The organism is Enterobacter sp. UPMP2052 (assembly GCF_053709675.1).
Window position 1 is genome coordinate 1 of sequence record NZ_JBSKJR010000007.1, and the last position, 26,602, is coordinate 26,602.

At 57.5% G+C, this 26,602-nt stretch carries 23 protein-coding genes; 9 read left to right on the plus strand and 14 right to left on the minus strand.

The window, feature by feature from the left end; all coding sequences use genetic code 11:
- Position 1 precedes the first annotated feature (1 nt).
- From ACWKX3_RS17100 to lsrR, 3 genes are all read right to left on the minus strand, one after another.
- Positions 2-2,023: an oxidoreductase gene (locus tag ACWKX3_RS17100; protein ID WP_454542115.1), complete on the minus strand. Its 2,022-nt coding sequence runs from the start codon at positions 2,021-2,023 to the stop codon at positions 2-4.
- A gap of 177 nt (positions 2,024-2,200) precedes the next feature.
- Positions 2,201-3,796, minus strand: a complete 1,596-nt coding sequence (lsrK, locus tag ACWKX3_RS17105; protein WP_454542116.1) for an autoinducer-2 kinase — start codon at positions 3,794-3,796, stop codon at positions 2,201-2,203.
- Positions 3,797-3,828: 32 nt separating this feature from the next.
- A complete protein-coding gene (lsrR, locus tag ACWKX3_RS17110) occupies positions 3,829-4,800 on the minus strand; it encodes a transcriptional regulator LsrR (protein WP_006178659.1) in 972 nt (323 codons plus the stop codon).
- Between the two features lie 215 nt (positions 4,801-5,015).
- Between lsrR and lsrA the strand changes: the two genes are divergently transcribed.
- Genes lsrA through lsrG form a run of 6 tightly spaced genes read left to right on the plus strand, consistent with a single transcriptional unit; the run spans position 5,016 to position 10,702 of the window.
- Positions 5,016-6,503 carry an autoinducer 2 ABC transporter ATP-binding protein LsrA gene (gene lsrA, locus ACWKX3_RS17115; protein WP_058609439.1) on the plus strand — a complete coding sequence of 496 codons (1,488 nt, stop codon included), beginning with the start codon at positions 5,016-5,018 and terminating at the stop codon, positions 6,501-6,503.
- Entirely contained in the window at positions 6,500-7,531 is a 1,032-nt protein-coding gene (gene lsrC, locus ACWKX3_RS17120) for an autoinducer 2 ABC transporter permease LsrC (RefSeq protein ID WP_454542117.1), read from the plus strand. Before lsrA ends, lsrC begins: the two co-directional genes overlap by 4 nt.
- On the plus strand, positions 7,532-8,515 hold the full coding sequence (gene lsrD / locus ACWKX3_RS17125) for an autoinducer 2 ABC transporter permease LsrD (RefSeq protein ID WP_058609441.1): 984 nt from the start codon (positions 7,532-7,534) through the stop codon (positions 8,513-8,515).
- On the plus strand, positions 8,512-9,513 hold the full coding sequence (gene lsrB, locus ACWKX3_RS17130) for an autoinducer 2 ABC transporter substrate-binding protein LsrB (RefSeq protein WP_101736937.1): 1,002 nt from the start codon (positions 8,512-8,514) through the stop codon (positions 9,511-9,513). Before lsrD ends, lsrB begins: the two co-directional genes overlap by 4 nt.
- A gap of 11 nt (positions 9,514-9,524) precedes the next feature.
- A complete protein-coding gene (gene lsrF / locus ACWKX3_RS17135; protein ID WP_006178652.1) occupies positions 9,525-10,412 on the plus strand; it encodes a 3-hydroxy-5-phosphonooxypentane-2,4-dione thiolase in 888 nt (295 codons plus the stop codon).
- The gene (lsrG, locus tag ACWKX3_RS17140) at positions 10,409-10,702 is read left to right on the plus strand and encodes a (4S)-4-hydroxy-5-phosphonooxypentane-2,3-dione isomerase (RefSeq protein WP_101736938.1); all 294 of its coding nucleotides are present in this window, start codon (positions 10,409-10,411) and stop codon (positions 10,700-10,702) included. Before lsrF ends, lsrG begins: the two co-directional genes overlap by 4 nt.
- Positions 10,703-10,741: 39 nt before the next feature.
- Here the strand turns inward: lsrG and ACWKX3_RS17145 are convergent, their stop codons facing one another.
- The 9 genes from ACWKX3_RS17145 to ygjG form a co-directional block, all read right to left on the minus strand.
- On the minus strand, positions 10,742-11,386 hold the full coding sequence (locus tag ACWKX3_RS17145) for a hypothetical protein (protein WP_454542118.1): 645 nt from the start codon (positions 11,384-11,386) through the stop codon (positions 10,742-10,744).
- A gap of 4 nt (positions 11,387-11,390) precedes the next feature.
- Positions 11,391-12,092 carry a fimbrial biogenesis chaperone gene (locus ACWKX3_RS17150; RefSeq protein ID WP_454542119.1) on the minus strand — a complete coding sequence of 234 codons (702 nt, stop codon included), beginning with the start codon at positions 12,090-12,092 and terminating at the stop codon, positions 11,391-11,393.
- Positions 12,085-12,615 (minus strand): fimbrial protein, encoded by a 531-nt coding sequence (locus ACWKX3_RS17155; RefSeq protein WP_454542120.1) that lies wholly within the window; start codon positions 12,613-12,615, stop codon positions 12,085-12,087. Before ACWKX3_RS17155 ends, ACWKX3_RS17150 begins: the two co-directional genes overlap by 8 nt.
- 9 nt (positions 12,616-12,624) lie before the next feature.
- The gene (locus ACWKX3_RS17160; protein ID WP_454542121.1) at positions 12,625-13,170 is read right to left on the minus strand and encodes a fimbrial protein; all 546 of its coding nucleotides are present in this window, start codon (positions 13,168-13,170) and stop codon (positions 12,625-12,627) included.
- 9 nt (positions 13,171-13,179) lie between these two features.
- Positions 13,180-14,193 carry a fimbrial protein gene (locus ACWKX3_RS17165; protein ID WP_454542122.1) on the minus strand — a complete coding sequence of 338 codons (1,014 nt, stop codon included), beginning with the start codon at positions 14,191-14,193 and terminating at the stop codon, positions 13,180-13,182.
- On the minus strand, positions 14,194-16,812 hold the full coding sequence (locus ACWKX3_RS17170; RefSeq protein ID WP_454542123.1) for a fimbrial biogenesis usher protein: 2,619 nt from the start codon (positions 16,810-16,812) through the stop codon (positions 14,194-14,196).
- Positions 16,813-16,855: 43 nt separating this feature from the next.
- Positions 16,856-17,542, minus strand: coding sequence for a fimbria/pilus periplasmic chaperone (locus ACWKX3_RS17175; protein WP_368747444.1), 687 nt, complete (start codon positions 17,540-17,542; stop codon positions 16,856-16,858).
- A gap of 74 nt (positions 17,543-17,616) precedes the next feature.
- Positions 17,617-18,159: a fimbrial protein BcfA gene (locus ACWKX3_RS17180; protein WP_006178641.1), complete on the minus strand. Its 543-nt coding sequence runs from the start codon at positions 18,157-18,159 to the stop codon at positions 17,617-17,619.
- 505 nt (positions 18,160-18,664) lie between these two features.
- Complete coding sequence (gene ygjG, locus ACWKX3_RS17185; protein ID WP_454542124.1) at positions 18,665-20,044, minus strand: putrescine aminotransferase; 1,380 nt, start codon at positions 20,042-20,044, stop codon at positions 18,665-18,667.
- 424 nt (positions 20,045-20,468) lie between these two features.
- Here ygjG and ACWKX3_RS17190 point away from each other — a divergent pair, with 424 nt between their 5' ends.
- Positions 20,469-21,989: a methyl-accepting chemotaxis protein gene (locus tag ACWKX3_RS17190; protein ID WP_454542125.1), complete on the plus strand. Its 1,521-nt coding sequence runs from the start codon at positions 20,469-20,471 to the stop codon at positions 21,987-21,989.
- 326 nt (positions 21,990-22,315) lie between these two features.
- Complete coding sequence (locus ACWKX3_RS17195; RefSeq protein ID WP_220710716.1) at positions 22,316-23,875, plus strand: methyl-accepting chemotaxis protein; 1,560 nt, start codon at positions 22,316-22,318, stop codon at positions 23,873-23,875.
- Here ACWKX3_RS17195 and ACWKX3_RS17200 read toward each other — a convergent pair.
- Positions 23,872-24,363: a PadR family transcriptional regulator gene (locus ACWKX3_RS17200; RefSeq protein WP_141113523.1), complete on the minus strand. Its 492-nt coding sequence runs from the start codon at positions 24,361-24,363 to the stop codon at positions 23,872-23,874. The genes ACWKX3_RS17195 and ACWKX3_RS17200 overlap by 4 nt on opposite strands.
- Positions 24,364-24,508: 145 nt before the next feature.
- On the opposite strand from ACWKX3_RS17200, the gene ACWKX3_RS17205 reads away from it, so the two are divergent.
- Entirely contained in the window at positions 24,509-25,273 is a 765-nt protein-coding gene (locus ACWKX3_RS17205) for a siderophore-interacting protein (protein ID WP_220710715.1), read from the plus strand.
- Here ACWKX3_RS17205 and ACWKX3_RS17210 read toward each other — a convergent pair whose 3' ends face one another.
- Positions 25,274-26,443: a DNA repair protein gene (locus ACWKX3_RS17210; RefSeq protein ID WP_454542126.1), complete on the minus strand. Its 1,170-nt coding sequence runs from the start codon at positions 26,441-26,443 to the stop codon at positions 25,274-25,276.
- Between the last annotated feature and the right edge of the window lie 159 nt (positions 26,444-26,602).

A 26,602-nucleotide genomic window follows, 5' to 3' on the forward strand; every position in this document is an offset into this window, starting at 1 on the left:
GTTAAATACTCAGCGCCAGCTTTGTTCCCTGCGCAATCGCCCGCCGCGCATCCAGCTCCATCGCCACGTCACACCCGCCGATCATATGCACCGTTTTGCCCGCCTCACGCAGCGGTTCGGCCAGATCGCGCTTCGGTTCCTGCCCGGCGCACAAAATCACATGATCCACCGCCAGCAGCTGCGGCTCACCGCCGATCAGCACGTGCAGCCCGTCGTCGTCGATCTTCTGGTAGCTCACCGCCGGGATCATCTTCACCCCGCGTGAGAGCAGGGTGGCTCGATGGATCCAGCCCGTGGTTTTGCCCAGCCCGTCGCCCGGTTTGCTGGCTTTACGCTGCAGCATGACGATCTGGCGCGGGCTTTTTGGCAGCTGCGGACCTTCCGGTCGCAGGCCGCCGATCTGATTGAGGCTGGTATCGATCCCCCATTCCTCACAAAACGCCGCAATATTCTGGCTGGTGGCTTCCCCCGGCTGGCTCAGGTACATGGCGGTATCAAAACCGATCCCGCCGCAGCCGATTATCGCCACGCGATCGCCGACCGGTTTTTTGTCGCGTAATACGTCGAGATAGCTCAGCACCTTCGGATGATCGACGCCCGCGATCGCCGGCAAGCGCGGGACGATCCCGCTGGCCAGGATCACCTCATCGTACGCCACCAGATCAGACGCATTCACAAAATGGTTAAGCCGCAGCTCGACCCCCGTCAGGTCGATCATCCGGCGGTAATAGCGCAGGGTTTCGTAAAACTCCTCTTTGCCGGGGATCTGTTTGGCGATATTAAATTGCCCGCCGATCTCAGCCAGGGCATCAAACAGCGTCACGCTGTGCCCGCGCGCGGCGGCATTCACCGCAAACGCCAGCCCGGCGGGGCCCGCGCCGACCACGGCGAGCCGTTTTGGGGTGACGGCAGGTGTTACCGGCATTTTCGTTTCATGGCAGGCGCGCGGGTTGACGAGACAGGAGGTGACTTTGCCCGCGAAGATCTGATCCAGACAGGCCTGGTTGCAGCCGATGCAGGTGTTGATCTCGTCCGCGCGTCCGCTTTGCGCTTTGGAGAGGATCGCCGCGTCGGCGAGGAACGGGCGTGCCATCGACACCATGTCGGCATCGCCGCGCGCAATGACCTCTTCCGCCACCTGCGGATCGTTAATGCGATTAGTGGTAACCAGCGGAACAGACACTTTCCCTTTCAGTTTACGCGTCACCCAGCTGAACGCCGCGCGCGGCACCGGCGTGGCGATGGTCGGGATACGCGCCTCGTGCCAGCCGATGCCGGTGTTGATGATCGTGGCCCCGGCGGCTTCAATTGCCTGCGCCAGCTGGACGGTTTCGTCGAACGTGCCGCCGCCCTCCACCAGATCGAGCATCGACAGGCGGTAGATGATAATAAAATCTGCGCCCACACGTTCCCGTACGGCGCGCACCACTTCGATGGCAAAACGCATTCGGCGGGCATAATCGCCGCCCCATTCGTCGTCACGATGGTTGGTCCGGGCGGCGAGGAACTCGTTAATCAGGTAGCCTTCCGACCCCATCACCTCTACGCCGTCATAGCCCGCCTCGCGCGCCAGCGCCGCGCAGCGGGCGAAGTCCTCGATCAGCGCCAGGATCTCATCGTGGGTAAGGGCATGGGGGGTAAAGCGGTTGATCGGGGCCTGGAGGGCCGACGGGGCAACCAGATTTGGCTGATAGCTGTAGCGCCCGGTATGCAGAATTTGCAGGGCAATTTTACCGCCTTCTTTATGCACCGCGTCGGTCACGATCCGGTGATGCGGCAGCTGGGCCGCATCGTTCAGCACCGCGCCGCCCTCCATCGTCACGCCAGAAACCGCGGGGGCCACGCCACCGGTAACGATCAGCGCCACCCCGTGCCGGGCGCGCTCGGCGTAGAAAGCGGCCAGCCGCTCGGCGCCGTCCGGACGCTCCTCCAGCCCGGTGTGCATCGAACCCATCAACACGCGGTTTTTGAGCGTTGTGAACCCCAGATCGAGGGGGGCGAATAACGACGGGTAGCGGCTCATAGTCTCTTCCAGTGTAAAATTATTGTTATGTGGTCGGATGAGTTACTAATTTAGCCAGCGGAGAGTAAAAGGGAAAAGGGGAATGCGGCGATTGTGATGGGATTCAAATATTGTGCGGCCTGGTGCCCTCACCCTAACCCTCTCCCACGGGGAGAGGGGACACGATCTCCCTCTCCCTCAGGGAGAGGGCCGGGGTGAGGGGGATGCCCGCACCAGACCCGGGGCTTGCCACATCGACGTAGTCAGCCCGCTGTCGACCAGCCCAAGCTGATCCGCGTACACCGCCTGCCATTTCTGCATCATGCCGTCGTACAGTTCCCGGTATTCCGGGTTCGGCGTAAATTCGCGGCTCCACTTCACCAGCCGCTCGCCCGTGGAGGCCATGTCGGTAAACAGCCCGGCGCCAGCACCCGCGGCGATGGCACAGCCCAGCGCCGTCGCCTCTTTAACTTCCGGCACGCGCACCGGCAGCCCGGTGACATCGCTTAAAATCTGGCTCCACAGCGCACCCTTAGCGCCGCCACCCGCAAAGACCAGGCTGTCAAACGTCACGCCGGAGAATCGCGATATCTGCGTCAGGTTGCAGGCGGAGACAATCGCCGCATTCTCTTCCAGGGCACGGAACAGCGTGGCCTTGTTGCATTTTTCCGGGTCGATGGAGAGGTTAATAAACGACGGCGCGGCGTGGTACCACTGCCTGAAATGCATCGCATCGGAGAAGATCGGCATCACCCCGTGTGAGCCCGCGGGCACGCGGCTGGCCATCTCTTCGAGCAGGGTGTAAGTATCCATGCCCATGCGTTCAGCAATTAACTTCTCCTCCGCGCAAAAGGCGTCGCGGAACCAACGCATGGTCAGCCCGGTAAAGAAGCTGATCGACTCCGCCTGCGCCATACCGGGGATGACGTGAGGGTTCACGCGGATGTTCATATCCGGGTCGGTTCGCACCTGCGGCAGGTTGACCACCTGCTGCCAGAAGGTGCCGCCCAGCACCGCCGTTTGCCCGGCGCGCACCACGCCCAGCCCGAGACAGCCAAGCTGCACGTCGCCGCCGCCCATCACCACCGGCGTGCCTTCGCGCAGGCCGCTCTGCTGCGCGGCTTCGCGGGTAATGGCCCCCAGCACGGTTCCCGTCTCTTTCACCGGGGAGAGGATATCGGCGCGCAGCCCGGCCATGTCGAGCAGCGCCGGACGCCAGTCGCGGGAAAAGAGATCCAGCATGCCGGTTGTGCCGGCATTGGACGGGTCCACCGCCAGCTCGCCAGAGAGTTTTGCCGCCAGCCAGTCGCTGATCATGGTGATCGTCGCCGCTTTGCGATAAATATCCGGGCGGTGGTGCGCCAGCCACAGCAGGCGCGGCATGGCGCTCAGGGCCAGTGTCTGGCCGGAAACGTCATACACTTCGGATTCAAATTGGTCGTGGTGGATCTCTTTGAGTTCGGCCACCTCGCGGCTGGCGCGGGCGTCGACGTTGGCGCAGGCCCAGATGGCGTCGCCGTTGCGGTCATACAGCACGATGCCTTCGCGCATGGAGCAGCAGGCCACGGACTGAATATCCGCCGCGCGCAGGTGGGCACGCTCCAGCGCCTGGTGAATACACTGGCAGGCCAGCCGCCAGTTGGTGTCGAGGTCAAACTCCATCGAGCCGGGCACGTTCTCCACGCTCAGGTGTTTCCACTCGGCCTGGCCGACGGCAATCTGGTTGCCCTGCACATCGAAAATAACGGCGCGAACGCTGCCTGTCCCTGCATCTAACGCTAAAAGGTAACTCATAGCATGCCTCGTGTCAGGCGCAGGGCCGTCTCTTATGTTGCCAGAGCAAGCACCGCGCGGGCTGTCGTCTCTTCCGTCACCAGGCCATTAATACGGCGACCTTTCAGTGCGGCGTAAATCGCATCGGCTTTCTCTTCACCTCCGGCCACGCCAACGATGGTGGGCAGCTGCGCCAGTTCATCAAGGGTGACGCCGAGTAATTCTTTATGGATCTCAAGCTCCTCGACGCACTCGCCGTCGGCATTGAGGAAGTAACCGAGAATGTCGCCCACCGCCCCTTTCCGGGCGTACATCAGCTGTTCACCTTCGCTGATATAGCCGGAGCGTAAAATGGTGGCGTCGCGGCGCTGGTTCACTGAACCAATCCCAACCACCGCCACGTCGGCGGCGGTGGCGGCGAGGATCACGTCCCGCACACTGGTTTCACGCTTTAAGATCCCGGCCACCCCGGCAGATGAAACGCGCAGCGGGGCGGGGATCATGCTGACGCGACAGGCCGCATCCAGCTGGCCGATACCGGTCATATACGGCCCGACGCCGCCGGAGAGCGTTACCAGGCGGATCTGCTGTGAGCTAATAAAACCGCTTAAGTGCTGCAGGCTGCTCATGGTTGTTTCACCAAATCCCACCGCTAACAGCTGGCCGGGTTCCAGAACGCCCATCAGCGACTGCGCTGCGCCAATGCCCAGCCGCACGTTCATCGGCGGGGTGTTAAGGGCGGGCATCACGCGCACCAGCTTCAGCCCAAAGCGCTGCTGCAGTTCGGTCTCCAGCGCCAGGCAGCCCTCGTAGCGCGAGTTGATCTGCACGCGGATCACCCCGGACTGGCGGCCTTTCTCCAGCAGGCGGGAGATCTTCAGGCGCGGCAGGCCGAGCCGTTCGCCAATGTCGTTCTGGGTCAGCCCGTCATGGTAGTAACACCATGCCACGCGAGCGACCAGCTCCTCTTCCGCCAGCGCCAGCCCGGCAAAACGACCCTCTTCCACAGTGCGTTTATCGCTCATATTTGAACTCTTATAAAAATTTAGATCATATGTTCGCTCAGGCGCGGGCCGAAAATGTGAGCCACGCGGCAAAACGGATCTTTAAAACTGTTTTAGGTGTATCTGGATCTTAATCGATAAAACTGTGATCCCTGCACGGTTGTAAATATAGTTCACCGTCTACGCTTTTGAACATTATTAAATCAAAAAATCATTTGTTCAACAGCGGAGCGATGATGACCCCACTTATCGAAGCACGGAATATCAGCAAGCAGTTCTCGGGCGTGCCGGTGTTAAAAGGCATTGATTTCATGCTGCTTGCGGGCCAGGTGCATGCGTTAATGGGCGGTAACGGGGCGGGGAAATCGACGCTGATGAAGATTATCGCTGGTGTCGAGACCCCGGACAGCGGTGAACTTTCGGTTGCCGGACGGGCATATGCACGCCTCAGCCCCGGCCAGGCGCACGGGCTGGGGATCTACCTGGTGCCGCAGGAGCCGCTGCTATTTCCTAACCTGACGGTGCGGGAAAATATCCTTTTCCGCCTGCCGCGCGAAAAGGGGGTGGACAAGCGTCTTGCGGAGAAGCTGCTGCAGTTGCAGTGCCAGCTCAGTCTTGATGCTACCGCCAGCACGCTGGAGGTGGCGGATCAGCAGATGGTGGAGATCCTGCGCGGGCTGATGCGCAATGCAACAATTCTGATCCTCGACGAGCCTACGGCATCGCTGACCCCTGGCGAAACCGAGCGGCTGTTTCGCCAGATCCGCGCCCTGCAGGATCAGGGCGTTGGCATTGTCTTTATTTCACATAAATTGCCGGAGATCCGCCAGCTTTCCAGCCACGTCTCGGTGATGCGCGACGGGGCCGTGGTGCTGAGCGGCGAAACCGCGACCTTTGACGATAACGCCCTGATTGCTGCCATGACCCCGGTGAGCCGGGAACAACGCTTAAGCGACACGCAAAAACTGTGGCTGGCGCTGCCCGGGAATCGCCGGACCCAGCCGCAGGACTTTCCGGTGCTGCGGGTAGACGATCTTACCGGGGAAGGGTTTATCGATCTCAGCCTGGAGATTTACGCCGGGGAGATCGTCGGCCTGGCCGGGCTGGTGGGATCCGGGCGTACCGAGTTCGCTGAAACACTTTACGGCCTGCGCCCCGTGCGCGGCGGACGCGTCTGGCTTGAAAATCAGGAGATCAACGCGGATTCGGTTGCCGCGCGTCTGGAAAAAGGGCTGGTCTACCTGCCGGAAGACAGGCAGGTCTCCGGCCTGTTCCTGGATGCGCCGGTTCGCTGGAACACCGTGACCCTGAACGAGCCGTCTCTCTGGCAGCAGCGCAGGCGGGAATCTGCGGTGGTGGAGCGTTATCACCGGGCGCTGGGGATCAAGCTCAACCATGCGGATCAAACCGTGCGCACGCTCTCTGGTGGTAACCAGCAGAAGGTTCTGCTGGCGCGCTGTCTGGAGGCCAACCCGCTGCTGCTGATTGTCGATGAACCCACGCGCGGTGTGGACGTCTCGGCGCGCGCCGATATCTATCAGTTGATCAAAAGCGTGGCGGCGCAGAACGTGGCGGTGCTGATGATCTCAAGCGATCTCGACGAGTTTCCCGGTCTTGCGGATCGCGTGCTGGTCATGCATCAGGGCATGCTCAGCGGCGAACTGCCGCGCCACGCCGTGACGCTCGATCGGATGATGGGGCTGGCGTTTGGAGGGCAATCATGAAGACCTTACTGAAAAACCGCGAGCTGAGCGCGTTTCTGGCGATCCTCGCCCTGTTCGTTGTGCTGGTGGCGCTGAACCCGGCCTATCTCAGTCTGCAAACCCTGGGAATGATTTTCGCCAGCGCGCAGATCCTGATCCTGCTGGCGCTTGGCGCGGCGCTGGTGATGTTGACCCGCAACATCGACGTTTCGGTCGGGTCTACCGTGGGGCTGTCTGCCATCGCGGTTGGCGTGGCGCTCAACAGCGGTTACAGCCTGCCGGTCGCCATCCTTTTTGCTCTGTCGATCGGCGCGCTGGCGGGCGCGTTCAACGGGGTGCTGGTGGTGGGGCTGCGGATACCGGCGATTGTCGCCACCCTCGGTACGCTGGGGCTGTATCGTGGGGCGATGCTGCTCTGGACCGGCGGGAAGTGGATTGAAGGGCTTCCGCCGGATCTGAAAGCGCTCTCCGCGCCGGTTGCCCTCGGGATTTCACCGTTGGGTTTCTTGGTGCTGTTCTTCGCCGCCGTCGGCGCGTGGACGCTGTCGCGCACTGCCTTTGGCCGTGACTTCTACGCCGTGGGGGACAACCTCGCCGCCGCGCGCCAGCTGGGCGTGGCGGTCAACCGCACGCGGATAATCGCCTTTACGCTTAACGGGATGCTGGCGGCCTGCGCAGGTATCGTCTTTGCCGCGCAGATTGGCTTTGTGCCGAATCAGACCGGCAGCGGCCTGGAGATGAAAGCCATCGCCGCCTGCGTGCTTGGCGGTATTTCGCTGCTGGGCGGGACAGGCACGCTGATTGGCGCGCTGCTCGGTGCGTTCTTCCTGACCCAAATCGACACCGTGCTGGTGCTGTTCAGGCTCCCGGCCTGGTGGAACGATTTTATTGCCGGGCTGGTGCTGCTGGGCGTGCTGGTGCTCGACGGGCGATTGCGTCAGGCGCTCGCAAGGCATCAGCGGGCGCTGAAATACAGCCGTTTCCAACCGGGCAATAAAGGGGGAAAGCACGTTACCCCGTTTCCAAAACGCAAAAAAGAGGTGGCGTAAATGAGGCTTAACTGGGAAAGCGCGCTGCTGATTTTACTGGTGCTGGAGATCCTGCTCTTTGGGGCCATCAACCCGCGGATGCTCGATATCAATATGCTGCTGTTCAGCACCAGCGACTTTATCTGCATCGGTATTGTGGCGCTGCCGCTAACGCTGGTCATTATCAGCGGTGGGATTGATATTTCGCTCGGCTCCACCATCGGCCTGTGCGCCATTGCGCTGGGCGTGATGATGCAGGCGGGGTGGCCGATGGCGGTGGCGATCCCGCTGACGCTGCTGCTCGGTCTGCTGTGCGGGCTGGTGAACGCCGCGCTGATCCACTACACCGGCATCAGCCCGTTAGTGATAACCCTCGGCACGCTGTACCTCTACGGCGGCGGGGCGCTGCTGCTCTCCGGCATGGCGGGCGCGACTGGCTACGAGGGGATCGGCGGCTTCCCGGACAGTTTTACCGCCTTCGCTAACCTCACCGTGCTGGGTCTGCCGATCCCGCTGGTGCTATTCGCGGTGATAACCCTTTTCTTCTGGCTGATTACCCATCGCGGGCGCTTCGGTCGGCACCTGTTTTTGATGGGGCAAAATCCGCGCGCGGCACGCTATGCGGGGCTGTCTGTGAACGGTATGCCTTACGCGCTGTATGGCCTGGTGGGCGTCGCCTCGGCGATTGCCGCGCTGGTTATGGTCTCCTATTTCGGCTCGGCGCGTTCGGATCTGGGGCGCGATTTACTGATGCCCGCGCTGACCGCGGCGGTGCTGGGCGGCGCGAATATCTACGGTGGTTCAGGTTCGGTTATCGGTACGGCACTGGCGGCGCTGCTGGTGGGGTATCTGCAACAGGGTTTACAGATGGTCGGCATCCCCAACCAGGTGTCGAGCGCGCTGTCAGGGGCGCTGTTGGTTGTGGTGGTGATGGGACGTTCGCTGAGTCTGCACCGTGAATGGGTGCGCTCTCTCCTCACAAAACATATCCGGAGCGTAAGATGAAAACAAAACTGATAGTCCTGGCGATGGCGCTCAGCGTGGCGTCGGCGCAGGCGGCGGACCGTATCGCCTTTATCCCGAAGCTGGTGGGGGTGGGGTTCTTTACCAGCGGCGGCAACGGCGCGAAAGAGGCGGGTAAAGATCTCGGCGTGGACGTGACCTACGACGGCCCGACTGAGCCGAGCGTCTCCGGCCAGGTGCAGCTGATCAATAACTTCGTGAACCAGGGCTATAACGCGATTATCGTCTCCGCCGTGTCGCCGGACGGCCTCTGCCCGGCGCTGAAGCGCGCGATGCAGCGCGGCGTGAAGGTGCTGACCTGGGATTCCGACACCAAACCGGAGTGCCGCAGCATTTACATCAACCAGGGGACGCCGGAACAGCTCGGCGGCCTGCTGGTGGAGATGGCCGGCAAGCAGGTCACCAAACCGAATGCCAAAGTCGCGTTCTTCTACTCCAGCCCAACCGTCACCGACCAGAACCAGTGGGTCAAAGAGGCGAAGGCCAAAATCGAGAAAGATCATCCCCAGTGGCAGGTCGTCACCACCCAGTTCGGCTATAACGACGCCACGAAATCCCTGCAAACCGCCGAAGGGATCTTAAAAGCATATCCGGATCTGGATGCGATCATTGCCCCGGACGCTAACGCCCTGCCTGCTGCGGCGCAGGCGGCAGAAAACCTGAAGCGGGAGGGCGTCGCCATCGTCGGGTTCAGCACACCGAACGTCATGCGTCCGTACGTTGAACGCGGCACGGTGAAAGCCTTCGGCCTGTGGGATGTGGTGCAACAGGGCAAAATTGCGGTCAATGTCGCCGATCAATTGTTGAAAAAAGGCGATCTTAACGTGGGCGACAGCGTGGAGGTAAAAGATATCGGCACGCTCAAGGTCGAGCCAAACAGCGTGCAGGGCTACCAGTATGAGGCGAAGGGCAACGGCATTGTGCTGCTGCCGGAGCGCGTGGTGTTTACCAAAGAGAACATCGGCAAATACGATTTCTGACGGGGGAGCAAATGGCTGATTTAGACGACATCAAAGACGGCAAGGATTTTGGCATCGGCACGCCACAGGTAAACGCGCCCTATACCCTGAAGGGCTGTGGCTCCCTGGACTGGGGCATGCAGTCCCGGTTGGCGCGGATCTTCAACCCGCAAAGCAACCGCACGGTGATGCTGGCCTTTGACCACGGCTATTTTCAGGGCCCGACCACCGGCCTTGAGCGTATCGATCTTTCTATTGCCCCGCTATTTGGTGAAACCGACGTGCTGATGTGCACCCGCGGTATTTTGCGAAGCACCGTGCCAGCGGCCACCAATAAGCCGGTGGTGCTGCGCGCTTCGGGCGGTAACTCGATTCTGGGCGAACTGTCTAACGAGTGCGTGGCGGTCGCGATGGAAGACGCGCTGCGCCTGAACGCCTGCGCGGTGGCGGCGCAGGTCTATATCGGCAGTGAATTTGAGCATCAGTCGATCAATAACATCATCAAACTGGTGGACGCGGGCGCGCGCTACGGCGTGCCGACGCTGGCGGTGACGGGTGTTGGCAAAGAGATGGCGCGTGACGCCCGCTATTTCTCTCTCGCCAGCCGTATTGCCGCTGAGATGGGGGCGCAGTTCGTTAAAACCTATTATGTCGACGAGGGCTTTGAAAAAGTGACCGCCAGCTGCCCGGTGCCGATTGTCATCGCCGGGGGCAAAAAGCTGCCGGAAAACGAGGCGCTGGAGATGTGCTGGCGGGCTATCGATCAGGGGGCGTCCGGCGTGGACATGGGGCGAAATATCTTCCAGTCCAGCGCGCCGCTCGCCATGCTGAAAGCGGTGAAAAAAGTGGTTCACGAGAACATGAGCGCGCGGGACGCGTTCCAGTTCTGGCAGGAAGAAAAACAGGGAGAAGCAAAATGAACGTGACGTTAGTCGAAATCAACATCAAACCCGAGCGCGTGGACGAGTTTCTGGAGGTGTTTCGCGCCAACCACGAAGGGGCGATTCAGGAGCCGGGAAACCTGCGTTTTGACGTGCTGCAGGACCCGCGGGTGAAAAGCCGGTTCTTTATCTACGAGGCCTATAAAGACGAAGCGGCAGTGCTGGCGCACAAGCAGACGCCGCACTATCTGGCCTGCGTGGATAAGCTTGAGGAACTGATGTCAGAGCCGCGCAAAAAGCGCTGTTTTGTGGGGTTGTTGCCGGAGTAACGTACAGCCGGGCAGGCACCGTGCCGCCCGGCCATTTTCTTATTTCTTCGCTTTCTGAATGGCCATGATCAGCGCCTCTTCGGAGACGTTACCGCTCATGACGCTCACCCGATGGACCTCCGGATCTTGCTCCTGCGGCATCACGACAAACGCTGGCGTGACGGTGAAGCCCATCACTTTAGCAAGGTCGAGGTTTGCTTGCAGCGCGGAAGCCGCGAGCGGCTGCTTGTCGGTCGCGGCCAGCGCTTTAAAGATAAATCGCACGTCCGGGTTAGATTTTTCGACGTTGCCGATCAACTCGCTGGCCGCCTGGCCTACCGGACTCGTCTCGTCCAGGAACACGATCACCGCCGCTTTCGCCGTTTTTGGCCCGCGTTCCGGGCTGGTGCTGTGAAGCAGGGCATCACGCTGGTGCAGCGCGGCCTGAACGAAAGCCTGCTGCTGGGCTACCTGCTGACGCTGGCGAAGATTTTCACCGGCGGCCACCAGAAATTCAGGATGCTCTGCCAGATAGGTTGCCACGATCTCACCCATTTTTTCTGGATGCGCTGCAAACCAGGCTTCGGCGGCTTTGCCCGTTTGCTCGATTTGCTGCGGCGTGAGCGCGTCGATTTGGGCCGCACTTGCCTGCCAGGCGGTGAAGAAGGAAGCGCAGAGCGCGAGAGAGAGGATCGACTTTTTCATAGGGTTATCTCACATGTCGGGTCAGTTCGGGCAGGATGCGTCCGTACTCGTTGATGGCTTGCCAGCGGATGTCGCAGCGGCTGGCCTGCTGACATCCTGAAAAGGTGCGCGTCGCAAAGGGGGCGACGAGGCCGCTGTCGGCGAATTTTTTATCGTTGAGCGAAAGCTGGTACAGCGTGACGTACCAGGGCGTCGGGTTTTCAACGGTCACCGTGCCGTTGGCGGATGACCAGCGTAACGCCTGGTAGGCGGCGTCAGGCTCGCCGGGCAGTTTGGCCGGACGATAAAAGAGCTTGAAGCGGGAGCGGATGGCGGTCTGCACGCTGTTGCCCTCGCGTTGACCTTCCGGAATGGCCGCGACGCTCAAGGTAAAAAGCGATTCCCGATCGTCTGACAGCGCGCCGTCGGTAAAAGTCAGGCGGACGCTATTTTCCCGTGCGGGTTTGAGCGTAAAAAGCGGGGGCGTGGCAACGAACATGCTCTGCGCGGTTTCAGGCCGGTCTGCGCCTGTCCATGCACCCCCCTGGTTGACTTTGGTATGGATAAGCCACGTTGTGGTCGACGGATTACGCACCGCGAAGGTAATGGATTTTTTGCCCGCCGGATAAGTGAAGCGCGTTCCGCTAATGACCACGCCCGCGTGTGCAGCAGGTAGGGTGAAAAGTAACGCGCAGGCGCAGAGCAGGATGCCGCAGAAATTACGCATAGTTGACGATAAAGGTGGTAGAGGCGTTGGCCGTCCCGGTCGTGACGTCGGCAGCGGTCGAGACATAGCGAGCAAAAAAGACGAACGCAATCGTATCGCTTGCTGGCGCTGGCGTAAGCGTGGCGCTGGCGTTGCCCATCGGAACAAGCGTTTTATCCTGATTGTAAATCCCGATACCAATCCCCGTTGCGCTGGCAGCGGCGGGAGTGAGGGCTAGCAGGGAAGGATTGCGCTTATCGGGCGTGCCTTCAAAGCTGATGCTTAAGTTCTGCTTTGAACCCTGGCAGCTTTCGAGGTTAATCGTAAAGGATTCGTAACGACTGCTGTCGCCTGCCTGGGTAAACACATTGTTTTGAACGCTCCCCATCCTGACAAGCAGAGCCTGGGAATCGGGGGAGAGGGTGCAGGTACGTTGTTTAATTTTACCATTGATATAGACCGTGCCGTCATGCGCCTGCGCGGGCGTGCAGAAGGCAAGACCCATATAAACGGTGGCAAGGATCCGGGCGATAACAGGTTTCATGGCACGCTCTTATTGATAGAGAAGGTCAAAATACATCACGGCGGTCGCATCGCCCGGCGTAACGTCCTGACGGGTGGATTTATAACGCAGGTTAAATGTCAGTTCGTTATTGCCGGTCTGAAGCGGATAGGTACTGGATTCGGTATTGTTAATCGGCACAATGACCTGGCTGGCATCCATAATTTCCACGCCGAGACCGGTCGCCAGCGTGCTTTCTGTTCCTCTACCCGTGTCGCTCAGCGCGAGCAGGTTTGGGTTGTCAGTATCAGCCAGCCCGCTAAACCAGATTTTGGTGCCGTTGATTGCCTTCGAACAATTTTTCAGCGTGATATTAAAAGGTACCCATGCCGATGTGGCCCCCACAGATGGGAAATCGCTGCTATCGAATTCACCCAGCGAGACGCTCTGCTCCTGGCTGGATGTGTCGACTTCGCAGGACTCGCTGATGATGGTACCGGTCACCCGCAGGTTATAGACGGCGCCGTCGTCAGCGTAGACAGCGAGCGAATGAATAAGGGCAAATAGCGTTAATGCTTTTAACAAGAGGGTTTTCATACAGTGCACCTACGCAAAATCGACTCGCAAACAGGCGAGTGCCGTAAATATCCCTTCCGCAGGCGCGTTGCCGGTCGTACTGACAGGATAGGTTTTCAGCGTAATATTGGCATTGCCGTCCTCACTGGTGGTGAAATCGACGCTGCTGTTAATGTCGTTAGGTTTTAAGACTGAACCGTTTTCGCTGGTAACAACAACGCCAACGTCCGGGTTATCCGTCGCAACCGCGTCGGCTATATGGCTGTCTGGTGTGGCTTGCATGCGCAATGTCAGATGCGCCGGCGCGACGACATCACCGTTGCAGGCAATCGGCACGTTGAACGTTTTTTCTGGCGCGTTATACGGTTTCTTGCCTGCCTCGTTAAAGGCGGCGCTGTTCAGTTTTCCTAAATCAACGGTAATGATCTGCCCGCCGTTGATGGTGCAGTTTTGCGGCACGGTGATGATGCCGCTGTAGGTGATCTGATAAACGATGGTAGACAGCGGATCGTGGTCGTTTGTCGTGACATAGACGCTAAACATCGTTCTGCTCGGGATGACCACGGAACCAATAAAGGGCTTAACCACTTTTAGTCTGAACGTTAAATTCGAATCGTAAACGCCAAAATCTTTTTGTTTATTGACCCGTGTGTTTCGACCCATATGGATGTAGTTACCGGGTGGATAGAAAACCCCTGCGTCGGTGTCGGTAATGCTCATGGCACCGTTCACATAATCGGGATCGAGGGTTAAGTACTGCCATTGACCATCGGTCTCCACCACGGGGAAAGAGGTGATGTAGCTGCGGTACGTGCGGCTGTCTACGTTCGTCGGATCGGGTTCGGGGCATATCGCATCGACGTTAACAAACTGAGATTTATGCAGTTCCGTCGCCTGGCCCACCTGGTTTTGTTCAGTTGTGAGCGTGGAGGTTAAATCGTAATTCACAACCGAAATAGTATTATTGACGTTATGACAAATGCTTGCCATACAGCCGAATGATGACAGCAGCATCGCTAACAGTGTCGACCAACGTAAAATCATTTACTTACACTCCGCTTTCAAACGAACCAGAGTTTGTTTCGTTTCGGGTAACAGGTAATTTGCGCGGCACTGACCGTTTGCGGCATCGCTCCACTGGACATGCAAAGATCCTTCCTGACTCAGGCCGGATAAATACGCTTCGCCATTTTCGCCGACGATGGTATCTCCGCCTTCGTCGCTGCGGGCAACTACCGCGCCAAACGGCACGGGTTTGCCGTTGTGCATCAGGGTAAAGAGCGCGCGCGCACCCTGACGCGCTTTGAAGGTGGCGCGCACCAAAGCACCCTGGGTCGGGACGACGTGCGCGACCGCTTCATCAATATCAAGGTCGTCCTGCAGAGAGTTGGTATCCAGCGCCATTCGGTTACGGTGATAGGCCGTGGCGTAAGGGACGACCGCATAGCCGCGAACGTCGGTATGGATGCCTGGCCCATCTTCCACTTTCACATTACTGGCGCCCGGTGCGGCGATAAGGACGTTGGTTTCACCCAGCGGCTGGCTGAGCGTGACGCCATTGCGATGCATAACCACCCCGCCTTCAAGGCCGTAGTTAATCTGCTGATAATCACCGTTGTTGCTGTAGTTGTAGCCGGTATTAATGTTGCCATAGGCGCTGTCATACTCGGCATTGAGCGAGCCGTTCGCGCCCGCCCCCTGATTTTGATAACCCTGCTGAATGGCATACGCCAGGTTGTTATCTTCCAGTAAGGTTCCGCTCAAACCCGCCATGTTCGATACGTTACCGTGGTTGTCGGTACTGGTTCCCGCTGTGGCGTACATGTTATTGACGCGTTTTGTCACCTCACCGCCGGGGTGCAGCCACAGGCTAAGCGGCAGAGAAAGCGTCAGCGCGTAAACGCTGTCGCTGCTCTCCATTACGGGGGCGCGGTTGTAGTTGTAGCTCAGGTTATAGGTGATTCCCGCCACGGTACCGCTGTAACCGACCTGCACCAGGCTGCTCTTCTTGTCAGTATGCCAGTACGTTTGCTGGCTCCCGGTCAGGAAGATGGAACCCGCCTGCGCAATCTGCTGGGAAATGTTGAACTGCAATTTGCCGCGTTTGGTGTAGTAGAGGTTGTAATATTGCGTCCAGATCGGCGTGGTGTCGCGATCGTCTTCGGTAGCGTCGTCGCCGTTATACCCTTCCATTTGCTTGTAGGTGGTTTCATTCAGGGTATAGAACCCGGAGGTGGAGTAGCGATACCCCAAAAGCTGGAAGTTAGTGCCTATACCGTTGAGGGATTTGGCATATAAGAAACGGATGGATTGCCCAGTGTGCTTAGTATCATCCGACAGCTCGCTTTTTGCATGGGTGAGATCCACCGAGACCGCGCCAAAGTTCCCCATGTTCACACCGCCGCCCAGAGCGAGGGCGGTATAATGAGACGACAGCTGCGTGCCGGAATAGGCCGTAAAGCCTTTTGGCAGACCCCAAATCACCGTGCCCTGCGCAAAATTCGGATCGTCCTGCTGTTCGCTGTTGCTGCGATACCGGGCAAGGGTTGCGGCATACTTCACCCGGCCTTCGCGCTGTAAAACCGGCACGGCGGAATAGGGAACGGTGTAGGTGTTGATGCTACCGTCTGTCTCTTTCACCTCGACGGTTAAGTCACCGCTGGAAGAGGTCGGGAAGAGATCGTTAATGGCAAAGGCGCCAGGTGGCACATAGCTTTGGTAAATGGTGTAGCCATTCTGTTTTACGGTGACCTGGGCGTTAGAACGCGCGATGCCGCGGATCGTCGGCGCAAAACCTTTCATACTGTCTGGCAGCATGTTGTCGTCAGAATTGAGCTGGATACCGCGAAACGGCAGGCTGTCGAACACATCGGAAGGGGTGTAGTTCTCCCCAACCGTCAGCTGGCTCTTGAGCGGAATAATGGCCCGCTGAGCATAGGTAGCAATGTGTTCCCAGTCCTTATAGGTGCTGGAGCCGGAGCGGCTGTAATTCCAGGTCGAGTAGTCGCGCAGACGCCACGGCCCAAGATTGATCCCGCTGTTGAGGTTCAGGAAATAGTTCTTCGATGACGAACTGTTGTCACCCTGCGTGCGGTTGTGAGAGCCGCTGAAGTTATAGTTCAGAAGCAGCGCATTTATGCCTTCATCCCATTGTTCCGGCGGGATGTATCCGCGGGCATTATTGCGAATGGCCGCCTGTGGAACGCTCAGATCCAGACGCTGCTGTTCAAAGTTAAATCGCGCGCTGGCAGCCGGAATGGCCGTGGCGATATCCACGCAGCTGTCGGGCGAGACATCTTTCAACGCAGGGATGTTCTGAACGTTCACACCCAGGTCGTCTAACGCTTTCAGCGTGAGGCAGGCCGTCAGGCCGGTATCGTCGTCACCGGGCGATGTCGATTTACGGGCGTTAAAGACGATATCTCGCGTTGCCTGGAAGGTATCGTTCAGCCACAGATCGACGCGATAGGTGCCCGGCGCCTGCCCGTCAGCGCTGAAGCGTGATAAATCCGCAACCGCGTTCGGATCGCTGGAGAGAAATGCCGGGTTGAAGTAGTAACTTGCCCGTGCATCCAAAGAGGCCAACATACACACCACTGCCAGCGCCACTGGCGCCAGCGCATAGTTCCCTGTGTGTAACTGATGTTGTTGCTTACGATGCATTATCCGTTTATGCCTGGAGGTGAGTGGCGAAGCGCTCGCGCGACTACGCGGACGGGCATGACTGCACTGGCGTGGTCGCGCCGAAGTCATTTACCGTCTGGAAGCTAACCTGTCCGCCCTGATTACCGGGTACGTTGACCGTAAGCGTGTTTTTAGGTGAAACCATGTTGTTCTGAAGCAGCGTGGCGCCAACTTTGAACTTCACCAGTGAGACGTAATACGGTGAGGGATTCGAAATGGTGACTTTGCCGTTAGCGACCTGGCAACGAAGGGTCTTCGGTGCATCAATGGACGGCGTCGGCAGATTTTTAGGGCGTATAAAGAGTTTAATCACGCTCTGAGTGGCAATTTGCAGCGTATTGCCCTGCAATTTGCTTTTATCCACCGCAGGTATCGCTTTGCTATTTAAGTAAAATACGCTTTCGCGGTCGGTCGGCAACTCAGGGCCGACGTACATAATACGCAGCGTGTTCTCTTTTTTAGGGTGCATTACAAATAACGGCGGCGTCAGAATAAAGTCGGAAGACTTAGACTGATCGGCATTCGCAACCCACGATTGCACTAAAAAGGCATTGTTGGTTGAAGAGTTGATCACCGGAAGTGAAACTTGTTTGTCACCCTGAGGATAAATAACGCGAGTTGTGCCAAGGGCAATTCCGCCCGCATTGGCATTTGATATCATTGCTGACACAAATAAGAGTCCGCTGGCTATTTTACACATTTTATTCATGACGACTTCTCTTACCTGTTTGCGAAAAAAAGGATGTTAATAGCCCTCGGGATGAGGGCTATTGGATTACTCGATCAGGAGTAAACCATCTGGAACGTTGCGGTCGCGGCAACGTTGCCTGGTGTAGCCGCGCCTGTCGCGATGTAGTCAACGCTCAGAGGGATGATGTTTTCACCGTTGATCAGCTTAACCGTGGAAGACGAGGTACCCAGATGCAGGGCTTTACCGTCCGGTCCAAACAGCTGCAGCGCCACGTTTTGCGCGGAGCCAGCGCCTGCGGTGTTCGCCAGGGTACCCGGTTGAGCTTCATCTTGCTGGGCGTTAAAAATGACCGCCGCGTTCTGGCTCACGGAGGTGTCACAGTCTTCCAGTTTGATCTGGAAATCTTCTTTTTGATTAGCCATCATGCCAGCTTGAGTCAGCTTCACGGTACGCACCTGGCTCAGAATCACGGTCTGGTCGACAGAGTCAGCGGCAACAGAACAGGCGGCATTCACAACCTGTCCTACGAAATCAACGGAACCCCCAGAAACGGTTACGGTATCGGCCTGAGCGTTCGCGCAAATACCGCCAGTCAGTGCCGCAGCAGTGACCAGTGCCAAAATATGCTTTTTCATACAAGTCCTTTTATTAAATAAAAATCAATTTGGTTGATTTGATAATCAATTTATTTTGAGCGGTTTTTCTCGATCAGTTACAGCGAGGAAAGGTGACGTGAACTTCACTAATAAACAACTCTGAATATTATTTTATGGGCAGCTGAAGAAATAGGCAATATAAGGATTATCTCCATGGCGTTATATTTACTTAAAAGTGAATTAATCGCTAATTAATTACTGTGACAAAGAACACCCTGTTATTCCTATTATCTTGAATTTATTCCAGTTGAATGACGCGCCTTAACTCATGTTTTAGGCGTATACCCCAGGGCATTATTATCTTTCCGATAATTAATTCAGCAGGATTGACAACGTTAATGTTATGAAGTGATTAAGGAAAACGCTATTTTATCCGACGTCAGTGAATGGAATTTCATTTAAAGTTAAATCCGTCCGAAAAAAACTTTAAAATATATAAATAGTTGAAAGTAATCCCTCTCCAGCTGAAGAGGGATTATGGATCTCACGCCTCTTCCACGCTCACCCGCAGCGCGGCCAGCGCTTTACGTGCCGCTTTTAGCACCTGCTCACACTGTTCAATCGTCAGCGTGAGCGGCGGTTCAATGCGAATGGTTTTTGAGTTGTTAAGCGTACCGGCCACCAGTACCCGCTGGCGGAACATCTCGCTCGCGAAGCTATAGCCGGTTTCGTTATCCACAAACTCGATGGCCATCAGCATGCCTTTGCCGCGCGCGTCCTGTACCAGATCCGGATATTCACGCCCCAGCTGACGGAAGCCATCCAGCAGCATGTCGCCTTTCTGCTCCGCCTGCGCAGGCAGGTTTTGCTCCAGCAGCACGTTGATGGTCGCCAGCGCGGCCGCACAGGCCAGCGGGTTGCCGCCAAAGGTGGTGGTGTGCAGGAAGGGGTTATCGAACAGCACCGAGAACACCTCTTCGGTGGCAACCGTGGCACCTATCGGCATCACCCCGCCGCCGAGCGCTTTTGCCAGGCACAGGATGTCCGGCTGAACGTTCTCATGCTCGCAGGCAAACATCTTGCCGGTGCGCCCCATGCCGGTTTGCACTTCGTCGAAAATCAGCAGGGCGCCAAATTCATCGCACAGCTGACGCACGGCGGGCAGATAGCCCTGCGGGGGTAAGATCACGCCGCCTTCGCCCTGGATGGGTTCCAGGATCACCGCCGCCACGTCATCGCCGGTTTTACGGCATTCGCTAAGGGCGGTGCGCATGGCATTAATGTCGCCAAACGGCACGTGGCGGAAGCCCGGCAGCAGCGGCATAAAAGGTTTGCGGAAGGTGGATTTGGCGGTCGCCGACAGTGCACCCAGGGTTTTACCGTGGAACGCGCCGCTGGTGGCAATAAAGGTGAATTTCCCGCGCGGCGACTGGTACGCCTTCGCGAGTTTGAGCGCTGCTTCGACCGATTCCGTGCCGCTATTGCTAAAGAAGCTGTACTTCAGTTTGCCGGGCGTGAGGGCCGCCAGCGTTTTTGCGAGCATGGCGCGCAGCGGGTCGAGCAGTTCCTGGCTATGGAGAGGTTGTTTCGCGAGTTGATTCTGTACGGCGGAAACCACAACTGGATTACGGTGCCCCACGTTGAAAATGCCAAAACCACCCAGGCAGTCGATAAATTCCTGTCCCTGGGTGTCGACAAGCGTGTTCAAACTTCCCGCTTGCCACTCTACGGCTCCGTAATCCCCGCCGGCGGTAACAGATTTGCGATACTCCAAAAATCCAGGGTTCACATGTTCTTTAAAGTAGTCGATGACCTCGCGATTCAGGTGTTTCATCTCCTCATGGTCAAGCGTTCGCTTTTCAATGAGATTCAGTGCGTGCGCGGTACAGGCAAGAGCCGAGGCGCTGGAAGGTAACCTGTTCAAAATATGCTCCCGGGGATCGCGTATCACATGATACTGCGTTAATTATTGCAGGGATTACGCCACTTCAGAGGACTTAACAAAAATCGGGATAAACGCCAGGGGAAATGATTATTGCGCAATATTTAATCATGCCGGTAAAGCCCGGACGAGATGAAGCGGCAGGCCGGTTTTTGCCTCCTGCAAGCAGGCGCACCAGTGCGGTGCGGCGTGTGCTTCTTTAGTGGGCGTTAACAGATCATGCTTTGTGAGTAATTTCACCACGAAAGTATTTAAAATCAATTAATTAAAAAGGCGCGCAAAAAGTGCGGTTTAACTGAAATTTGCGATCTCAATCATGTTTAACAACTAAAGATAAATTCTTAACCGCCGAAAAAACAATAAACCACAAAATTAACATTCAAATAACCTGCAAGGGATGCTCATTATGTCCTCTCCATCCAGCGTCACCCAGAACGAATACCCTCTGGACGACGACACCACGCTCATGTCGACGACCGACCTCCACAGCTATATGACTCACACTAACGACACTTTCGTACAGGTCAGTGGGTATTCGCTTCAGGAGCTGATCGGGCAGCCGCACAATCTGGTACGCCATCCGGATATGCCCAAAGCGGCGTTTGCCGATATGTGGTACACCCTGCAAAAAGGCGAGCCGTGGAGCGGCATCGTCAAAAACCGCCGCAAGAACGGCGACCACTACTGGGTGCGGGCGAACGCCGTGCCGATGGTCCGTCAGGGGCAGATGACCGGCTATATGTCGATCCGTACCCGGGCGACGGCGGAGGAGATCGCGGCGGTTGAGCCGCTCTATAAGGCGCTGAATGAAGGCCGCTGCAACAAGCGTATCCATAAGGGACTGGTGGTGCGCAAAGGCTGGCTCGGGAAGATGCCCGCGATGCCGCTGCGCTGGCGCGTACGCGGCGTCATGGCCATCCTGTTTGCACTGTTAGCCGCAACGCTTTTCGTAACGTCTGCGGGCTGGGTATCGCTTGCCGCGAGTGCCGTTGTCATGCTGGTGGGCACGGCATTATTTGAACAGCAGATCGTCCGCCCGGTGGAGAACGTGGCGCGTCAGGCGCTGAAAGTGGCGACCGGAGAACGTAACAGCGTGCAGCACCTGAACCGGAGCGACGAGCTAGGGCTGACGCTGCGCGCAGTCGGGCAACTGGGGCTGATGTGCCGCTGGCTGATCAATGACGTTTCAAGCCAGGTGGTGAGCGTACGCGACGGCAGCGACCGACTGGCGCAGGGCAATGAAGATTTGAACGACCGCACGCGCCAGACCGTCTCCAACGTGCAGCAAACCGTGGCGACCATGAACCAGATGGCAGCGTCGGTGCAAAGTAACTCCGAGACCGCAGCCGAAGTGGACAAACTCTCCGTCGCCGCCAGCAGTGCGGCGTCGGAAGGCGGGCACGCGATGCAAACCGTGGTGAAAACCATGGATGACATTGCCGACAGCACGCAGCGAATCGGCTCCATTACCACGCTTATCAACGATATCGCGTTCCAGACCAATATCCTGGCGCTGAACGCGGCGGTAGAAGCGGCGAGGGCGGGCGAGCAAGGCAAAGGATTTGCGGTGGTGGCCGGTGAAGTGCGCCATCTCGCCAGCCGCAGCGCGAACGCCGCCAACGATATCCGCAAGTTGATTGATGCCAGCGCCAGCAAGGTGCAGTCCGGCTCCGATCAGGTTCATGCCGCGGGCCGGACGATGGATGATATCGTCGAGCAGGTGAAAAACGTCACCCGGCTCATCGCCCAGATCAGCCACTCAACGTCAGAACAGGCGACCGGTTTGTCTGAGCTGACTCGCGCCGTTGAGGAGCTGGACAGAATCACGCAGAAAAACGCCGATCTGGTGGAAGAGAGTGCGCACATCTCCGCCATGGTGAAGCATCGCGCCGGACGGCTTGAAGATGCGGTCACGGTGCTGCACTGATTTCGGCATGTTCCCGTAAAGCCGTTTATTCGTTCAGGAATAAGCGGCTTTTTTTGTGATTATTCATGTGGTTTATTGTTAATATAATATTAAATAACTAAAGAAACGCCTCAGTTATTTGTTCCTGCCTAAGTCGGTTTTCCCCTACGCTATTTCATCAATGCCCTCATAAGCGGCCGCATAACGATCGATGGGGCGAAATTAATAGTCTATGCCTATCCATTGTGTGGGTTATGAAATAAAAAAACGATCAAACTCATAAAGTTAGCGCGACAGTTACCGATAACAGCGATCGTCTGAGAAATAATCACATCGATGGAGTAAATATGTACTTACATGACGTAAAGATCGGCACGAAATTATTTCTGGCGTTTGGCTTCTTTATTGTACTGATGGTGGTCAGCGCGAGTTTGTCCCTGATGAGCCTGAATCGGGCCAATCACGGAATGCAAACAATCCTTTCCCATGATTATCCCACCACGATAAAAGCGAACCAGCTCATCGACAACTTCCAGGAATTTGTTAGCACTCAGCAACTCATGCTGCTGGATGAGCAGGGGAGTTACACCGCCCAGTCACAGCAGCGTTTGAAGGCCATCAGCGAGCGTATCACCGTCATCCTGGGTGAGCTGAACACCGACCTGCAGGATAAAAAATCTCAGCAGGTTCTGTCGGATATTCGCGACGTCCGCCAGCAGTACCTGGACTCGCGTTACCGTATTTTACAGGCGGTGCAAAACAACGATCGTCCTGGCGCTATTCAGGAGATGATGACCACCACGCTTAGCCTGCAGCAGGCCTATAAAGCGAAAGTGCAGGAGTTGATTGCTGTTCAGGACGCGGAGATGCAAAACGCAGGCGCGCAGGTGGACGGTGATTTTCGCACCAACTGGCTGGTGCTGATCCTTATCACGCTCTTTAGCGTGGTGGTGGGGAGCCTGATTGGCTGGTTTATTGTGCGCTCGATTACCCGTCCGCTGGGCGAGGCGGTGAGCTTTGCCGAGGCCATTGCCGACGGCGATCTGACCGGCAGCATCGCCTCCCACGGGAAAGATGAAACGGGCCTGTTGCTCTCTGCGCTGATGGAGATGAAAACTCGCCTGCTGGAGATTGTGCAGCAGGTGCAGACCGGGTCGGAGAATATCTCCAGCGCGGCCGCGCAAATTGTGGCGGGCAACCAGGATCTGGCCGCGCGCACGGAAGAGCAGGCAAGTTCCGTTGAACAGACGGCGGCGTCAATGGAGCAGATCACCGCGACGGTCAAAAACACCGCATCCCACACCGGGGAAGCCACCAACCTCTCCGCCGATGCGGCTGCGGTGGTGAAAAATAATGGTGAAATGATGAAGCAGGTGACCAGCAAAATGCGCCTGATTAACGAAACATCGAACCGGATGTCCGACATCATTGACCTGATCGACGCCATTGCTTTCCAGACCAACATTCTGGCGCTGAACGCGGCGGTAGAGGCGGCGCGTGCGGGTGAGCATGGCCGTGGATTCGCGGTTGTCGCCGGTGAAGTGCGCCAGCTGGCGCAAAAAAGCGCCTCTTCAGCCAGTGAAATCCGCCAGCTGATTGAAAGCTCCTCCAGCCAGACGCAGGACGGAATGAACCTGGTCGAAAAAGCCAGTGGGCTGATCAACGGGATGGTTGGCAACGTGGAAGAGATGGACGTGATCCTGCGCGAAATTCGCCAGGCGAGCCATGAGCAGACGGAAGGGATCTCGCAGATTAACAGCGCGATTGGCCTGATTGATGCCACCACGCAGCAGAACTCAGCCCTGGTGGAGGAGTCTGTGGCCGCAGCGGCATCGCTGAACGATCAGGCGATGCACCTGAAAGAGCTGGTAAAAGTGTTCCGCGTGAGCGAGCACGCGCTGGCTTAATCCAGCTGGGAGATCTCCAGCGCCGCGCGGTCGATCACACCGATGATCTGCTTAAGCTGCGCGTCGCTGAGCTCTCCCTGATTAACCTTCAGGTCTAATACCGCTTTGAAGTTTTCCAGCGCCCGCTTCATCTGCGGGTTTTTACGCAGCTGGAAGCCGACGCTGCGCGCTTTGATACGCACCTGAATCTGTTCCAGTTGTTCCCGGTTTTCATCCAGCCAGTGCTGTCCGGCCACGGTGATCGCTATTTTCTTGCGGCCACTCTCTTCTTCCGTAATGGTGATAAAGGTCTGATCCTGCAGATAATCCAGGGTCGGGTAGATCACACCCGGGCTGGGGGTGTAGTTCCCCTGAGTCAGGTTTTCGATCGCTTTGATCAGCTCGTAACCGTGGCTCGCATTGCGCGTCAGGATATCCAGGATCACCAGCCGCAGATCGCCGTGTCCAAAAAAACGCGGACGGCGGCCGCCCTCATGTTCATGTCGCATGTCATGTCTCTCTAAAAGATATATCTAAACTATATCGTAGATATGTTTAGATGCAATCTAAAAGATCTTGCATTCTTGCTAATTAGCAATCATTATCATTTAAAATTTATTTAGATATATCGTATTCATCTGAGAGGGCATAACCATGACATCACCTCGTTACCCGCAACGTGTTCGTAATGACCTGCGTTTTCGCGAGCTGGACGTGCTCCGCGTCGAGCGCGTCAATGCTGGCTTTCAGCGCATTGTTTTAGGCGGTGAAGCGCTGGAGGGCTTTAGCTCACGGGGCTTTGATGACCATACCAAAGTCTTTTTCCCGGCGCCGGGCACGACTTTCGTTCCGCCCATCGTGACCGAGGAAGGCATCGACTGGGGAGAGGGCGTCCGCCCGCAGGCGCGTGACTATACCCCGCTGTTTGACGCGGAACACAACGAACTGGTGCTTGATTTCTTCGTCCACGACGGCGGGGTCGCCAGCCGCTGGGCGCTGGAAGCGAAAGTGGGCGATAAGCTGACGATCGGCGGCCCACGCGGTTCGCTGGTGGTGCCGGAAGATTACGCCTGGCAGCTTTACGTGTGCGATGAGTCCGGGATGCCCGCGCTGCGCCGTCGTTTAGAGGCTATCGCCAGCCTGAAGGTTCGCCCGGCGATCCATGCGGTGGTGACCGTCGGCGATGCGTCTTACAAGACTTATCTCGCGCACCTGAGCGGGTTCAACATTACCTGGATTGTGGGTCATAGCGAACAGGCGGTGGCAGACCAACTGGCCGCGCTGACCGTTCCGGCGGAAGATTACTTTATCTGGCTGACGGGGGAAGGGAAGGTGGTGAAAAACCTGAGCCGTCGCTTTGAGACCGACGCAATTGATCAGCAGCTGGTGCGTGCCAGCGCATACTGGCACGCCAAATAGCTACGCGGCTGAATCCATCTGCGCTTCGCTTACCTGATGTTCGAGCGAAGCGCGGACGTCGTGCAGCGCTTTCTCCTGCTGCGCAAAATAGGCTTCCATGTTGTTCAGCGACGAGACCAGCAGCCAGGACTCTTCTTTCTCAAGCTCTGCCAGCTCGTTCACTAAGGTGTCGATTTGCTCGCGTACCTGCGCCATTTTTTTGCGGATACGCTCCAGATCGTTCAGCCTGTCGCTCGCCATCAGCGGTTCAAAGCCCTGCTGCAGACGCGCTACCAGTGAACGGATCGCCTGAACGTCGCCACGCTGTTTGGCCTGGTTGAGCTGCACCATCATGGTGTTGGCTTCTTCTTTTAAATCATCCGCGACGAGGTCCGGGTGGCACAGTTTGCTCGCCTGACGCCAGAGCCGCTTCAGTTCGTTCCGATCCTCTTCAGAGAGCGTTTTTCCTTTGCGCAGACGTATCTCCGCATCGTGATGCTGCTCGCGATACTTCTCATACTCATCATTTGCCTCGTCGCGTGCCTGACGTGCCGGCTCTTCTTCACGGGTAAGGCCGCTCTCCAGTTCACGCGCTTCGGCCAGTAGATTCGCGATCAGATCGCTTTGCTGCTGCAGATGCTTACGGGCCTCGGCAGCCTGCACAGAGTCCGCGGGCAGCTCGCGCCAGCGTTGCGTGAGCGTGGTCAGCACCTCCACCGCCTGCGCCATGTAACGCTGGCAGCGGCGATAATCCTCTTCGCGACGGCGGGCTTCCGCCTGCTGACGACGCAGGTTCAGCTCCGCCAGCGTTTTGCGCAGGGCAAGGATCTGCTGCATCAGCGGGCCGAGCCGGGAGAAATAGAGATCGTTGAACTCATCAAGTTGCTGAACGCGCGCGTTGCGGCGGTCGATCAGATCCCGCAGGCGCTCTTCCAGCGCCTTCAGCTCCAGCCTGCTGGCTGCCACCTGCGGATCCCGCCACTGCGTGATGGCCCGCTGGCTTTGCAGCCAGGCGGTGATGGCCGCCATGGCGTCGGTGTAGTTCTTCTGTTCAAGCGCCACGATGATCGCCTGCAGCCCCTCGTCAAACGCTTCGTTTTTCAGGCGTGTCAGCTGGCTCTGGATGATGTCGTCATCTTCCAGTTCAATGGCATTTTTAATGATTTCTAGCCGTTTGATCGGTGTGCTCATGATGCCTTTCGCTTTGGCGCTTAAGTATTTGAGTTAAGGTTAGTTGTGGTAAACGCTACAGGAAATAATACACACGGATGATGATCGGCGCGACGGGGGATTTCTTTAGTTTTTGCCGTCTGTGAGGCAGGTAAAATCTTCAGGTAACAGGCGTGATGC

Coding starts and splice junctions, on each gene's coding strand:
- ACWKX3_RS17100 (WP_454542115.1), bottom strand. CDS start 2,023: ATGAGCCGCTACCCGTCGTTATTCGCCCCCCTCGATCTGGGGTTCACA.
- lsrK (WP_454542116.1), bottom strand. CDS start 3,796: ATGAGTTACCTTTTAGCGTTAGATGCAGGGACAGGCAGCGTTCGCGCC.
- lsrR (WP_006178659.1), bottom strand. CDS start 4,800: ATGAGCGATAAACGCACTGTGGAAGAGGGTCGTTTTGCCGGGCTGGCG.
- lsrA (WP_058609439.1), top strand. CDS start 5,016: ATGACCCCACTTATCGAAGCACGGAATATCAGCAAGCAGTTCTCGGGC.
- lsrC (WP_454542117.1), top strand. CDS start 6,500: ATGAAGACCTTACTGAAAAACCGCGAGCTGAGCGCGTTTCTGGCGATC.
- lsrD (WP_058609441.1), top strand. CDS start 7,532: ATGAGGCTTAACTGGGAAAGCGCGCTGCTGATTTTACTGGTGCTGGAG.
- lsrB (WP_101736937.1), top strand. CDS start 8,512: ATGAAAACAAAACTGATAGTCCTGGCGATGGCGCTCAGCGTGGCGTCG.
- lsrF (WP_006178652.1), top strand. CDS start 9,525: ATGGCTGATTTAGACGACATCAAAGACGGCAAGGATTTTGGCATCGGC.
- lsrG (WP_101736938.1), top strand. CDS start 10,409: ATGAACGTGACGTTAGTCGAAATCAACATCAAACCCGAGCGCGTGGAC.
- ACWKX3_RS17145 (WP_454542118.1), bottom strand. CDS start 11,386: ATGAAAAAGTCGATCCTCTCTCTCGCGCTCTGCGCTTCCTTCTTCACC.
- ACWKX3_RS17150 (WP_454542119.1), bottom strand. CDS start 12,092: ATGCGTAATTTCTGCGGCATCCTGCTCTGCGCCTGCGCGTTACTTTTC.
- ACWKX3_RS17155 (WP_454542120.1), bottom strand. CDS start 12,615: ATGAAACCTGTTATCGCCCGGATCCTTGCCACCGTTTATATGGGTCTT.
- ACWKX3_RS17160 (WP_454542121.1), bottom strand. CDS start 13,170: ATGAAAACCCTCTTGTTAAAAGCATTAACGCTATTTGCCCTTATTCAT.
- ACWKX3_RS17165 (WP_454542122.1), bottom strand. CDS start 14,193: ATGATTTTACGTTGGTCGACACTGTTAGCGATGCTGCTGTCATCATTC.
- ACWKX3_RS17170 (WP_454542123.1), bottom strand. CDS start 16,812: ATGCATCGTAAGCAACAACATCAGTTACACACAGGGAACTATGCGCTG.
- ACWKX3_RS17175 (WP_368747444.1), bottom strand. CDS start 17,542: ATGAATAAAATGTGTAAAATAGCCAGCGGACTCTTATTTGTGTCAGCA.
- ACWKX3_RS17180 (WP_006178641.1), bottom strand. CDS start 18,159: ATGAAAAAGCATATTTTGGCACTGGTCACTGCTGCGGCACTGACTGGC.
- ACWKX3_RS17190 (WP_454542125.1), top strand. CDS start 20,469: ATGTCCTCTCCATCCAGCGTCACCCAGAACGAATACCCTCTGGACGAC.
- ACWKX3_RS17195 (WP_220710716.1), top strand. CDS start 22,316: ATGTACTTACATGACGTAAAGATCGGCACGAAATTATTTCTGGCGTTT.
- ACWKX3_RS17200 (WP_141113523.1), bottom strand. CDS start 24,363: ATGCGACATGAACATGAGGGCGGCCGCCGTCCGCGTTTTTTTGGACAC.
- ACWKX3_RS17205 (WP_220710715.1), top strand. CDS start 24,509: ATGACATCACCTCGTTACCCGCAACGTGTTCGTAATGACCTGCGTTTT.
- ACWKX3_RS17210 (WP_454542126.1), bottom strand. CDS start 26,443: ATGAGCACACCGATCAAACGGCTAGAAATCATTAAAAATGCCATTGAA.